This window comes from ANME-2 cluster archaeon, from assembly GCA_014237145.1.
Lineage (GTDB): Archaea > Halobacteriota > Methanosarcinia > Methanosarcinales > Methanocomedenaceae > Methanocomedens_A.
In genome coordinates this window covers 20,239-33,200 of sequence record JAAXOC010000061.1, presented here as the reverse complement: position 1 = coordinate 33,200, position 12,962 = coordinate 20,239, and the positions used below count along the sequence as shown (strand labels likewise).

The 12,962-nt window shown below is 45.0% G+C and carries 15 protein-coding genes and 1 pseudogene; 3 read left to right on the top strand and 13 right to left on the bottom strand.

The window, feature by feature from the left end:
- Positions 1-639: 639 nt before the first annotated feature.
- Positions 640-2,715, top strand: a complete 2,076-nt coding sequence (locus tag HF974_08045; protein ID MBC2698269.1) for a type II/IV secretion system ATPase subunit — start codon at positions 640-642, stop codon at positions 2,713-2,715.
- A 213-nt stretch (positions 2,716-2,928) separates the two neighbouring features.
- Here HF974_08045 and HF974_08040 read toward each other — a convergent pair whose 3' ends face one another.
- Together HF974_08040 and HF974_08035 are read right to left on the bottom strand one after the other, a co-directional pair.
- The gene (locus tag HF974_08040) at positions 2,929-4,101 is read right to left on the bottom strand and encodes an ROK family protein (protein MBC2698268.1); all 1,173 of its coding nucleotides are present in this window, start codon (positions 4,099-4,101) and stop codon (positions 2,929-2,931) included.
- A gap of 32 nt (positions 4,102-4,133) precedes the next feature.
- On the bottom strand, positions 4,134-4,547 hold the full coding sequence (locus HF974_08035) for a universal stress protein (protein MBC2698267.1): 414 nt from the start codon (positions 4,545-4,547) through the stop codon (positions 4,134-4,136).
- 89 nt (positions 4,548-4,636) lie between these two features.
- Here HF974_08035 and HF974_08030 point away from each other — a divergent pair, with 89 nt between their 5' ends.
- Positions 4,637-5,104, top strand: coding sequence for a hypothetical protein (locus HF974_08030; protein ID MBC2698266.1), 468 nt, complete (start codon positions 4,637-4,639; stop codon positions 5,102-5,104).
- Here the strand turns inward: HF974_08030 and HF974_08025 are convergent.
- The 11 genes and pseudogenes from HF974_08025 to HF974_07975 all read right to left on the bottom strand — a co-directional run bounded on the left by HF974_08025 (position 5,076) and on the right by HF974_07975 (position 10,465).
- Complete coding sequence (locus HF974_08025; protein ID MBC2698265.1) at positions 5,076-5,498, bottom strand: NUDIX hydrolase; 423 nt, start codon at positions 5,496-5,498, stop codon at positions 5,076-5,078. The two genes, HF974_08030 and HF974_08025, sit on opposite strands and share 29 nt — an antisense overlap.
- The gene (locus HF974_08020; protein ID MBC2698264.1) at positions 5,491-6,138 is read right to left on the bottom strand and encodes an HD domain-containing protein; all 648 of its coding nucleotides are present in this window, start codon (positions 6,136-6,138) and stop codon (positions 5,491-5,493) included. Before HF974_08020 ends, HF974_08025 begins: the two co-directional genes overlap by 8 nt.
- Positions 6,139-6,189: 51 nt before the next feature.
- Entirely contained in the window at positions 6,190-6,663 is a 474-nt protein-coding gene (locus HF974_08015) for a hypothetical protein (GenBank protein ID MBC2698263.1), read from the bottom strand.
- An 11-nt stretch (positions 6,664-6,674) separates the two neighbouring features.
- Complete coding sequence (locus HF974_08010) at positions 6,675-7,037, bottom strand: hypothetical protein (protein ID MBC2698262.1); 363 nt, start codon at positions 7,035-7,037, stop codon at positions 6,675-6,677.
- 78 nt (positions 7,038-7,115) lie between these two features.
- Positions 7,116-7,401, bottom strand: a pseudogene (locus tag HF974_08005) (ATP-binding protein).
- Positions 7,402-7,786: 385 nt separating this feature from the next.
- Positions 7,787-8,944, bottom strand: a complete 1,158-nt coding sequence (locus HF974_08000) for an AAA family ATPase (GenBank protein ID MBC2698261.1) — start codon at positions 8,942-8,944, stop codon at positions 7,787-7,789.
- A 42-nt stretch (positions 8,945-8,986) separates the two neighbouring features.
- Entirely contained in the window at positions 8,987-9,241 is a 255-nt protein-coding gene (locus HF974_07995; protein MBC2698260.1) for an ATP-binding protein, read from the bottom strand.
- A 64-nt stretch (positions 9,242-9,305) separates the two neighbouring features.
- Positions 9,306-9,482, bottom strand: coding sequence for a hypothetical protein (locus HF974_07990; GenBank protein ID MBC2698259.1), 177 nt, complete (start codon positions 9,480-9,482; stop codon positions 9,306-9,308).
- The gene (locus tag HF974_07985; protein MBC2698258.1) at positions 9,475-9,993 is read right to left on the bottom strand and encodes an ATP-binding protein; all 519 of its coding nucleotides are present in this window, start codon (positions 9,991-9,993) and stop codon (positions 9,475-9,477) included. Before HF974_07985 ends, HF974_07990 begins: the two co-directional genes overlap by 8 nt.
- Positions 9,994-10,035: 42 nt before the next feature.
- Entirely contained in the window at positions 10,036-10,209 is a 174-nt protein-coding gene (locus HF974_07980; protein ID MBC2698257.1) for a hypothetical protein, read from the bottom strand.
- A gap of 22 nt (positions 10,210-10,231) precedes the next feature.
- Positions 10,232-10,465: a hypothetical protein gene (locus HF974_07975; protein ID MBC2698256.1), complete on the bottom strand. Its 234-nt coding sequence runs from the start codon at positions 10,463-10,465 to the stop codon at positions 10,232-10,234.
- Positions 10,466-11,168: 703 nt separating this feature from the next.
- Between HF974_07975 and HF974_07970 the strand changes: the two genes are divergently transcribed.
- On the top strand, positions 11,169-12,959 hold the full coding sequence (locus HF974_07970; GenBank protein ID MBC2698255.1) for a CBS domain-containing protein: 1,791 nt from the start codon (positions 11,169-11,171) through the stop codon (positions 12,957-12,959).
- Positions 12,960-12,962 lie beyond the last annotated feature (3 nt).

The following is a 12,962-nucleotide window of genomic DNA, read 5'->3' as shown; positions in this document are numbered from 1 at the left end:
ATTTGAACATATCCAATATGTAACTGGGCATCGTATGATGCCATAGCTTGAAATTGCGAATCGATCATAGTATTTGTTTGGTTTCAAGGAACTTTTACAGATAATACAATGAGGGGGAGAGATGGGGGTGAATAACGAGCACATCCGACCTCCAAATTCAACTTGGGGCAATTCCTGGACAATATGACCATTTTCTACGTCCTTTGCAAGTGATTTATTGATAGACTGATTACCTTTTGCCATACATTATAATATAGGTCATATATTATATAAAGTTTATTATTTATTATGTAATAAATTTTAAATAGTAACTAGACAACTTAATTTTAAATGTCTATCAGCTTCGGAAAATAATAAAAAGTCTCTCTTGCAATTCAGCAAACTTAATATAGCCAGCTAATATCTAACAACCACCCGAATTTTGTGGAGTGCTTGCAATTGAACACAGAGGGAACCAAAAACACGAATAACAACGCCTTCAGTAGATTATTTTCAAAGAAAAAACCAGATAAAAGCCTTTGCACTTATAAGACCCGTCTTTCAGATAGCCAAAAATCCCTGATAATAGATTGCAAAGGCTGTACCGAGGGTTACTCAGGTCTTGACGATCCGCACTGCCGCAAGAACATATTCCGGATAATGATCAATGAACCCATGGTAGACAGGCTGGTACTCTCCCACCTCTACGACCGGGATTATGAGGGAGAAAGTCTCAGGCTGCTATACCTGCTGGCAGGGTTCATTGACAACCTCAGGGTGTTTAGCGACAGTCAAGTGCCAGCCGTATGCGGGAAATGCCTTCCTGCGCGCCAGGAGTTCATATCCGGTGTACTCGAAACAGGACTACATGACCCTGTAAAGGCATACACCATGCTTGCAGCGCAAGTGGACTCAGGTGCCGTCTGTCATAACGATGAGCAAGGACAGGGGCATGCATGTACTGGTGATTATATCCATATGCTCACCAGGATGAGTAACTGTGTCGACGGTATAAAAGAAAGCATGGATGCCCGCCTTCCTGTTGATCAATTTTACACCCAGGCCATCAAACCATATACCAGGCCCGGGTTCTCCACATCCCGCATCTATACAGAACCGCCTGACAACGCTGTTTTTCTGGAAGGGTATGATGTAGGACGCAGTGGCGGCCGGTTGATGCAGGTGTCAATTTACAGCTTATCGGACAGGCCCGAGAGCCTGTACTTCCTTATCCCATTAGAATACAACCTACGTCCTGAGGAACTGGAATTGCTTGAATCTGTACGCTCGCACCTGATGCGCCACCGCCCTGATGACCTGAATTTTGCAGACCCTGCCAACAGCCGTGAATATTTCAGGCGGCGCAGCCAGCAATTGCTTTCAGATGAAGCAAAGCACACTGGTATTAAACTAAAAGCAGACCAGATATCAATGTTCTCTGACATCCTGGCAAAATACACCACTGGATTGGGTATCCTGGAAGATGTGCTGTCCGATGCAAGGATCACGGATGTATACATCAATGCGCCTGTGGATTCCAACCCGGTCCATGTGGTTATCGAGGGGGAAGAGTGCTCCAGCAACATCTACCTGTCCCAGGATGACGTTGATGCCATGATCTCACGCTTCAGGGCACTGAGCGGCCGCCCCTTCGGGGAGGCGAACCCTATCCTTGATATGGACCTGGCCGAGTACAAAGCCAGGGTATCATGCATAGGCAATCCGCTGAGTTCAGGCGGCCTGGCATATGCGTTTCGAAAACATGCCCGGACTCCATGGACCCTGCCCAAACTCATCAATGAAGGCTCAATGACACCGCTGGCTGCAGGACTGTTGAGCTTTTTGGTTGACGGACATTCATCCATACTGATAGCAGGCGGTGTGGGTGCGGGCAAGACTTCATTGCTGTCAGCCATGCTGCTGGAAGTGCCCCAGAAGTACCGCATCCTGACAATTGAGGATACACCTGAACTGCCGATACGGGAGCTGCAGCGCCTGGGCTGGAAAGTGCAGGGTATGAACACCCGCTCGGCTGTTGGCGGCTCTGAATCTGAGATCGCGCCCGATACTGCATTGAGGGCGGCACTGCGCCTGGGAAATTCCACGCTGGTCATAGGTGAGGTAAGGGGACCTGAAGCCAGGATACTATACGAGGCCATGCAGGTAGGCACTGCCGGCAATTCGGTGCTTGGCACAATACATGGTGCATCAACCCAGACCGTGTATGAACGTATCGTTGGTGCGCTGGGCGTGCCCGAACAGTCATTCAGGGCTACGGATGCGATTGTCGTGTGCTCTAATATCAGGATCAGCGGTAGTATGCGCAAAAAGAAGCGGCTGGTGCAGGTCTCTGAGGTTACTACTGCCAACTGGGATGGTGCAAGTACGTCCTTCAATGACCTGATGAAGTTTAATGCTGCTACTGACAACATCGAGCCCACCGACCTGCTGGATATGGGACAGTCTGAACTGATAGGCAGGATCGCTGATAAGTGGGGCATAAGCATTGACGAGGTGCTGCTGAATATCAAGATGAGGGCGAATATCAAAGGGGCAATAGCCAAAGCCGGTGAGAATAAACCTGAACTGGTGGAAGCAGATGCGGTTGGGCAGGCTAATAATATGTTCTGGCTGCTGGTGAATGAGTTGCAGGAATGGGACGGGAGTGTGGATATGGTTGAAGTGTACCGGCGGTGGAGTGAGTGGTATGAGGGGATTGTATCAATGGAGGAGTGATTTTTTCCAGTCCTTCATTTTATCTGTTGGCGATGTTTAGTTTTGGCTTGAATAAGAAAGGAGTGTTTCAAGGTATACAGGTCTGTATATATACAGATCTGGATAGTCACAATTTGATTATTTCTATGGTTTTATGATACAACGAAAATAGTTATTGTCTTATCCGTACCTTTTGATCTCACCTTACTTACAACATACCTAAACAGTTACCATTTATTTCAACGCTGAATTGGTACCCAGTACAATCGGCTCAGGAGCAAACTCCCACGGCCGTTTTTGCTGCCACTGCCGCACCCAGTCATCAGGCATGACAAGGCAAAGGGCTGCCAGGTCGCCCAGGTAGCTGTCAAGTGCGGATGGCCTGAACTCCACATCCTTTGACAGGGCCGGGAATGACTTGTAGAACTCTTCCTTTACCAAGGGCAGCAGGATATGCCTGTTGTTCATGAACACACTCCCGCCGATAATAAACACCCGTGTGTCCAGGATAGCGTTAATGGAAACCAGCCCCCTTGCGAAATACCTTGCGGCATTAGTGATCACTGACTCTGCCTTGGGGTCGCCCTTACGAAACAGGTTGAATACATCCTCAGCTGTCACATTCTCAGCCGTCACACCTTCAGCCATCACACCTTCAGCCGTCACACCTTCAGCCGTCACACCTTCAGCCATCACACCTTCAGCCGTCATACCTTCAGTCGTCACACTTTCAGCCGTCACACCCTCAGATGTCATATCCACGGCAGTTACTCTGCTCTTGTAATCCCTGGCAATTGCTACACCCGAAGCCAGGGCTTCCATATCCCCGAAATTCCCGCAACCGCACCTGGGTCCATCATCTACCAGATAGATGTGGCCGATATGTGGTGCATTTCCGTTCTTACCCCTGATAAGTCTCCCGTCAATATAGGCTCCGCTACCGATACCTGTGCTCCAGGTGATATAGATGACGTTGTCCTCGCCCTTGCCGGCACCGAACATCCTTTCGGCTGTAACAGCCGAGATGCCATCGTTCTCGATGTGGATATTATTGTATATCCGGGACAGTTCCCTTTGCAGCGGAATCTCAGTCCAGTCATTTGGTATGATCCCCCGCTCATTTGCAAGCCCACCACACAGGTTGGGTGCCACCAGCACAAGTTCGCCATCCCGTATTCCAAAGGGACCGCAGGTGCTGACCCCGAGTGCGGTAATTTCATCCCTTTCGATACCAATCTGCTCACAGGCATGCCCAACCAGGAAATCTACCTGTGCTGGTACTGCCAGGTTGTCACCCTCAAGATGCACAGGTTGGTACACCTTGACCAGTATCCTGCTTATGTCCGCAATGCTAACTGTTATCTTTGTCCCACCGATATCAACAGCAGCCAGATACGGCTTATCCATAATATTTCACCCCTGCCAGATTGAATACGGTTTCATTTTATTTCAAATTTTGGAGGCACAACCAGCACCAGCACCCTGGAATGGCGCAGCACCTTTTCGGTAACGCTTCCGGTCAGCTTCTTGAGCCCGGTCTTGACATGCGTCCCTATCACGATCCTGTCCATACCCCTTAATTCTGCAGTCTCCACTATCTGCTCAGCCGGGTCTCCCTCTTCGATGAAAGTAGTAATATTGCCAGCATCTATGCCTGCTCCAACCATGGCATCCTTATAGACGGATAGAAGTTTCTTTGCTCCCTCCTCCATCCATTTTTTTCTTTTTTGTCCTGTTGCACTTATTACATGCAATAAAATAATGTTAGCAGAGTGGGTTTTAGCGATCCTTAAACCTACCTTTGCTGCTGTTTTTGAACCTGCAGACCCGTCAATGGGAATTAGGATTTTCATCAGAACCCAAAAGCTATCTGGAAATTATTTAAATCATGTGAAGTAATACAGAATGTAATACATTGGTTGTTATACAATAGGAAATTTATATGTACAAATATGAAAAATTCAAGAAGATCGATAAGAATGACCATTCTGAGGTCACACGCCTATTGAAAAAGACCACTCATTTCACTGCCCGTGAGTGGGTGATTGCCAGGCTGTGTGCTGATTTTAAGAACGTACATGGCCGTAGTGAGATGACCTGGATCGGGCAGAACCTGCCTGACCTGGTACCGTTCTTCAATGAACCCTATTCCAGGCAGGAGGTATCCAATGCCCGGGCATCGTTCAAGAGGAAACTTGAGCGCTCCGGCACTACCTTGTTCTACTCTTATTACAGTGGCCTCATCACCAAGGAGGAAATGCTGGAGATCATTACCAATATGACGAAAAATATCGGCATTCTGCTGGATATGGAAGACACGCCACCCGATGGCGACCATACCGAAGGTGTTCAGAACTTAATGGTTGATGTGCTGCGCCGGATCAACTCTGCCCTTGAAGAAGAAGCCTGATCTGATCTGCTGCAGTATGGATGATCTTCTCGTGGTCAAAGGCCAGCGGCGGCAGATCATCCGGGTCGAACAATGCCGTATCCCTTGCATCTGACGAAGCTTCCAGGCTGCCATGCCCGGTTGCTGTGAAGCAGATGGTCACAGTATGACCCCTGGGGTCCCGGTTGGGGTCTGAGAACACACCCGCCAGCCCATTCAATTCCACATCAAGCCCGGTCTCCTCCTTTGCCTCCCTGGTAGCTGCATCTTCCACTGTTTCCCCCACATCTACGAATCCGCCAGGCAGTGCCCACTGCCCTCGGAAAGGTGGATTCATGCGCTGTATCAGTACGAGCTTTCCCTCCAGCAGGATTATTATGTCCACTGTGAGCAGGGGAGTTACGGGTTTACCCATTTCCAGGCCCTCTGCCGGTATTGATCTCGTATATGAACTGGTCCACGAAAGTTTGCAGGAACCTGTTCCTTTCCTCTGCCATTCCCCTGGCAGTATCTGTATACATGGACCCGGGCAGCAGCATTAGTTTTGTGAGGATATGGTCCAGTGCATATTCTTTCCCGTCTGGCTCCCGCTGGCTGGCCAGGGGGTCATCAGGATGGTACAGCCTGTGGTTGTGGGCGCCCGAATAGGCAAATGTCATGGCCGCACCTACTGCACCTGAAATATCCAGCCTGTCAGCGTCCTGGAGTATCCTTGCTTCCAGGCTGTCCGGTGTTATACCTGAACTGTAACGGTGGTTGGCAATGGCATAGACCACGGCCGGTATTTTTTTTGCAGGAAAGCCTGCCCTGTCAAGTATACCGGGGGATAGTTGTGCGGAGAGGGCAGCGTGGTCAGTGCTTGGGTCCTTTAGTTCGGCGGGACGCCCGATATCGTGGAGCAGGGCTGAGGCTTCCAGTATCTCGGGGTCGCCTCCTTCGATGCTGCTGATATGGAGGCACAGGTCCCTTACCCGCAGGGTGTGGGTGATGTCATGGCCTGCGCTGGGTGTGCCTTCGAGGTGGGTTCTGGCTGAATGTAGTATTTGTTGCATCATGTATATCGCAATTCAAATGTATCCGGGCGGTTTTCTCTGCGTTTTGTATATTTAAACCATATCCTGATAAGGTCCTTTTTTACCACAGTGTTCACAGGGTAGTGTTACCCCATATGTGCATTTATTACATATTTCGCAGTGCCATTCTCTCCAATCTTTACATTCTCCGCATGTTTCACAATGCCATGTACAATTATCTTGAACCACCGCATTCCAGCAAAATGAATACCAGTACACCTCCATGCATTCTTTGCATTCATATTCATTTAATAAATCTTTCAATTTAACTGTTTCACAGCCGCATGGCAATTCATGTTCCTCATCTAATTCTTCCTGTGACAGGGCTTTAACAATATTGATATTTTCAAGAGCACAGGTTGAATAGTTTTCCACATCTATTTCATTGAACGGATTCTGGCAGTCAGTGCATCCACATTTGTCATCACATGGTTCATGATTTTTGAAACAGGCACACCGGTTATTTTTACATCCGGATTTACAGTTACAATGATAGTTCTTTTCCATTTACATGACTCCTAATCGTTATTTTCAAGGTTATCAAGATTAGCTAACAGTTCAGCTTTTCTTTGTTCCAGGGAGGCAACTTGGGTTTTCAACTTCTTAAATTTTTTGTTGGCCAGTGCCAACTTTTTCTTGATTTCATACTCCTTTAGGTAGTTGCTTCCATATTTTTCAGCTACAAATGTTTCCACTTCACTTCTGATCAGCTTATAATATGGGTTCCCAAATACACTATTTATGCGGTAATGTAGTTTGCCATCCTCAATGCCCTCAATAATTTCCTCCTGTGTAAGCCCAAATTCGTTTCGAGCGGACTTATCACTAAGGGTAGCCCCTTTCTTAAACCAGGCGAAATTTATTTCCTTATCTTCCTTCATCGTTCCTTCTTTTTATATATAAGTTAAGTTGTCCAACGGGCTCTATCAGCCCCTCAAACTTCGTATGATTCACCGCAATCACAATATCAAGGTCTTATCCTTAAAGGAGAGCAGCTCCACACTGGGCACCAATCGCGGCCTGATACTGTCAGCGATTAAATTGCATATACGCTCTTCTTCATCCAGCGGATCCTCACCTATAACCTCTGGATTCATCCTCCACTCCGATTACTAAGCGCCCTCCGGCAGTGTTGGCAAAAGCCACCAGCGTTTTGAGCATGTTTTTGGGTGAGGAAATATCGCGCTTAAACTCCAACGTCTTGCCCTCTGGCATGGAGACCAGTTGGGTGATCGAGTTAGTCATCTATTCTACCTCATTTTGTATAAAAGCTACTGCTGATTCAATGGTTCGCTCATCGAATTTTTCTTTAAATCCGACGGTGTCGGATTCTCCGGTTTTGATGAGGTCTTGTAGGTTCATGATTTTGATTTGAAATGGTGTATCTATTTGGATTTTCGACTACACTCAAATTCGTTTGTCGATCAGTTTCTCAATAAGATCATAGTTTTCAGATATCCCTGCTACTGTATTGTAATCTATTCTATACTAAGCACTTTTGAAGTAACTGCTATGAGAGTACGTTTCCCCTTTTTGATATCTTCGATCCTTTTCATACGATACAATTTTTCTTACAATAGTAACGGCATACTCATATCCATCTTCTATATTATTCGGTAAATAATCCATACTATTCACCTAAAATTACATATCCACCTGTTTTATCAGAGCCTTCCTTTTTGATTTTGCCATCCCCTATTAATTCTTGCAAATATCGTTTTAATGTACCAAGAGGGATTTTCGTATTTTTTTCTATATCTTTCCTCTTGCAGTTCGGATTCAATTTAATAAATTCAAAAATTTGATCACTTTTTAGTGGCTCATTTAGTGGCTCATTTAGTGGCTCAGTTATCGGCTCTTTTTTAAAATCCGGATGTATCAATAACCGCGTGATAAACTGCACCCGCTCTTCATCAGTTATGAAAACTTGTTTTGGCGAGCCATTGTATTTCATCGCAGCCCTTATTTTTCTAAAACCGGTATTTTTACCTTCAGTCAATCTTAACTCTTTTAAAAAATCTCCAATTCGTCGATTTCGGTATCGTTTTGATATTACGATCTCATCATTAATATTATCTTTATTTAACGGAGGAAGAGGACCGGGATAGCTTATTATATCGATTCTGTCAAGCTCGATCCTGACTTCAACTGGTGCATCAATTTCGTAGCTCTTATGATATACTGCATTTACTAGCGATTCTTCAATTGCAGTATAAGGATATGTGAAAAATCGTATTGCTTCTGCCTGTGTGTTTATTTTTTGGACTCTTTCGCGAATAGCAGCATTTCTTATATACTGCAATGCCATTTTTATTTGAGATGAAATAGGCCCTTCAAACTTTTCTTCTTCGAATTTATCGCCTACCCTGTCATGAAAAACAGTTACTTCAATCCATGGAGTCTTAATATATTTTTCAGGATTTTGCGAAAACATCAAAAGCCCGACATTTTTAGGCTTTAAATATTCTTTTGGACCGTCAACAATATTCAGGCTTCTGCACATATCTTCAAAACTCAAAGTATTGGGGTTTAAATTTGAATTTATATCACGTAAAAAAACTTTCATCAATTGTAAGTCAAGGTCTTCAATAGATGCATGAGGGTTTATCCGGTCATCATAAGGGATTTGATTGGACATCCCAATTAATTCTTTTTCCTCTTCTGTGTTTGCAATAACTGTTGCTGATGAATGTCTGATATAATACATATATTCGGATTTCCTGCCTAGTGCTTTTGGTGCCTTATAGGGTCGTGCAGGCCCTCCCGGACAATATAAAACAATAACCATTTTACCTGAATGCCTGACAGGCTCAATGATCGGAAAATAGGGTTATTGTAATTTGTTCGATAAATTTAGAAGTTGTTTCATAATGCTGTCAACCTGCTTTTCTTCCAGGCCAATTATGTCGTGATTATCCGACACACCCAATAAAATATATCCTCCACCCCAGTTGTTAAAATCATTGGCAAAAGCGCACATTGAATGAAGAATTGCTTCTGGATTAAAACCTTTTTTTAATTCAATCCGTTCAGACTCGATCAAGTTGCCCTCAATTAACTGTTTAACGCTTATGGGTATTGCCATTATTGCTCACCGTATTTATTTAGTTCTTGTCCCACTTCTCACAATTTCTGCATATCATAAATCATCATCCACACGATGCTGATAATACCAGTACTGTCCATTGAATTTCTGAGCCTTGTTCTTCATCCACATTTTGGATACTGTCAGGAAGGATTCTATAATAAGCTGCTTTCGCCTTTGTTTCATCCAAGAGTTTATCCCCGAGGATATCAGAGAACTGTGCGATACTTTTTTTATCCATACTCATATCTTCCCCACAACCCCTCAAACTTCGCATAATTCACCACAACCCCGTCATCTAGATCAATATCTTCAAGGCTGGCATCTTTTGCTAGATATTTGTCCCAGCTCATTCCTGTGGAATGCAGGTGCATCTGTGCCACTTCCTGCGCACTCATGGCACGATTGCTACTGTCCACTCTTTTGAGGCATCTGCCTTTTTTTGATATGGGTTTGATTGGATTTTCTTTAATTTTCACTGCTATGACAGTTTTTCCATCGACTTTGATCTTTTCCAGTTCAGGTATTATGCGGGGGTCTGTGCTTTGAGAAATTTGATTTGTCCACTGGTTGAGTGTTTCTTTTCCAACTTTTATGCCTTTGATATTGTTTTTATCAGATACACCTATGAAGATTATGCCGCCCTTTGTGTTAGCGAAAGCTACTGCTGATTCAATGGTTTGCTCATCGAATTTTTCTTTGAATTCGACGGTGTTGGATTCTCCAGTTTTGATGAGGTCTTGTAGGTTCATATTTTTGGTTTAAGGGCGTGTATCGATTTGGCTATAAATAACTCAGATTTTTCTATCAATCAATTTCTCAATAAGTTCATAGTAATCCATAAAAGCAACTATTTGCCATTCCTTTCTCTCTTCATTGAACACATCTTCAAATACTGTCGATACATCAAATTTGATTGTTGTGTTGGTGTCAAGACGTTTTTTTGTTTCTTCTGCCAGAGAATCCAAAAAGTTCTCTTTGATTTCTCCTTTATCCGCTGTTATCTGCCGTTGTCTTCGGATGCTGTGATGTCTGATGCTTTGCGATAAGTTCTCTGACAGCAGGAACTAATTCAACAGGAACATCTATTGTAGTCTGGGTTCTGTCTTTATAGGCTGTCTCATCCTCGGCTAAGGCTTCCTCTTCTGTTTGTTTTTCATAATGGGCCAGAACTTTGTGTACCCTTTCTTCATCCCATCCTTTTGGGAATTTACTCTGCTTCATTCATTCTTTCACCTCCTGCGCTTATATGCTACTAATGGTTTACCAGCCAATTCTTCCTGAACCTTTTCTTTTAGCAACTCCAAACCCTTTTCAAGTTTCATAGCAACCATTTTAACAAAGATATTATATAAAATTGTGGTTTTGTTAATATTCTGGAATAAACAATAGAACAAATCTCCGGCTCCACTAAGATAAAATATTCACATCAGGAGATATTATACGAAAATAACCATCCCTAAAATAATCTGAAGATCTGGAACATTCATGAGCCTTCGGGACACCCATAAGCATGAAAATGGTATCCACTTCAAAAAGTATGGTCAAATGCAAGATTAATGTAGACATAAATTACACTGATTTTCACAACCACTATCAATCTGTGTAATCAGTGAAATCTGTGTCTCAAAATTCAGAGCACTATGATCAATTACCATTTAATTTGAAGGGAATACTGAAAATGCCATTTTCACAACAAATTTAACAACCAAATAAATTCCACAGTTTTGTAATGCATTAACCTTATTACTCATACTGTATTAATAACACCTGAAAAATCAAAGAAGGTTGAACAAACGGGTACTGCAAATTCTTTTATTCCAGGAAAAAATCGACAGTCATTTCTAAAACACCAATTACCAACTGAATTCATTATCCACTACACAAATTCACCAACCTTTCACACCCCCTGGCCGGTGTGATCAAAATGGACCTCAGCAGCAAGATACATGAAATAATACGTGAACTCGACCTGAAAGAAGTCCAGAGATGGACAGCCCTCAGCATCCTTGTAGGTATTGTGGGCGGAATTGTTGCCATCATATTCTATTCAGGCCTGTATTACGCCACCTATTACCTATTAGGAGGCATCGGCGGATATTTTCCAATTACCCCAAGAGGTGATGTTGACCTCCTGCCCGTTGTTACAGGCGAACCCAACCGTTTATTATTAATACTGCTCCCCATGCTCGGCGGACTGCTTGCAGGCTATCTGGTGTACCGCTTTGCCCCCGAGGCCGAAGGGCACGGCACCGATTCGGTTATCGATTCCTACCACCAGAAACAGGGTGTGATCAGGACCCGGGTCCCCTTTATCAAAGCACTGACATCCATGATAACCATCGGTTCCGGAGGAAGCGCAGGCAGGGAAGGACCCATAGCCCAGATCAGTGCAGGTTTCGGTTCCATACTTGCCACCAGGCTCCACCTCACTGACCGGGACCGCCGCATTCTCGTGATATGCGGCATGGCTGCCGGTGTGGGCAGCATATTCAAGGCCCCACTTGGCGGCGCAATATTCGCAATCGAAGTACTGTACAGGCAGGGTTCGGAATCAGAGGGCATCGTGCCCGCCTTTATCTCGTCCACCATCGCCTATTCCATATTCTGCTCAGTGTTCGGCTGGGGCTCCCTGTTCATCATGCCTAATTACCAGTTCACCCATCCATACGAACTTGTTTTCTATGCACTGCTTGGTATCGCATGTGCAGCCGTTGGTATCTTTTATGTACATATCTTCTACGGCATGAGGAACATCTTCAACAGATTGACCATCCCCCGGCATTACAGGCCTGCCATCGGCGGCTTTTTGCTTGGCATCCTTGCATTTTTCGTACCCGAAAGCCTGGGCGTAGGGTACGGGCTCATCCAGCAGGCCATAGACCAGCAACTTGTAGTAGGGCTTATGTTGCTACTGGTATTTGCCAAGATCCTTGCCACATCCTTCACAATCAGCAGCGGGGGCAGCGGTGGTGTGTTTGGTCCCTCACTGGTGATAGGGGCAATGCTGGGCGGCGTGCTGGGACTGACCTTCCATACTTTGTTCCCCACTATAGTATTGCAGCCAGCTACCTTTGTGCTGGTCGGGACGGCAGCCCTGCTCGCAGGTGTGGCAAAAACACCCATCGCCGCAATAATAATGGTATCAGAACTTTCAGGCAACTACAACCTGCTGCCCCCCCTTATGCTTGCCTCCACCCTGGCATATGTTCTGTCAGGCAGATGGTCCATATATGAAAAGCAGGTGGCTACAAGGATGGACTCCCCTGCCCACCGCCGCGAGATGACAATAGATGTGCTGGAACTAGTAACGGCAAAGGAAGCTATGAGTAGCGATATCATAACAATCGACCCTGCCACAAAGATTCAGACAGTACTGAACCTCATCCATAAATACGGTCATCTGGGGTATCCTGTCCTGGATAACCTGGAGCTGGTCGGTATGGTGACCTTTGAAGATGCGGAAAAAGTCCCCACCGATGAAAGGGACAGTGTAACTGCCGGTGATATCATGACCCGCTCGCTGATCGTGACCTATGAAGATGAGAATCTTGAAAAAGCTTTAAGGAAATTGCTGGATAACAATATCGGGAGACTACCTGTTGTGGACAGGGATGACCCCACCATACTATCCGGACTGTTGACTAAATATGACATTATCAGGGTACACGCACAGCTAAGCTCGAAACTTTGCAGGCTCCCACCGATGCGAAAATAAATC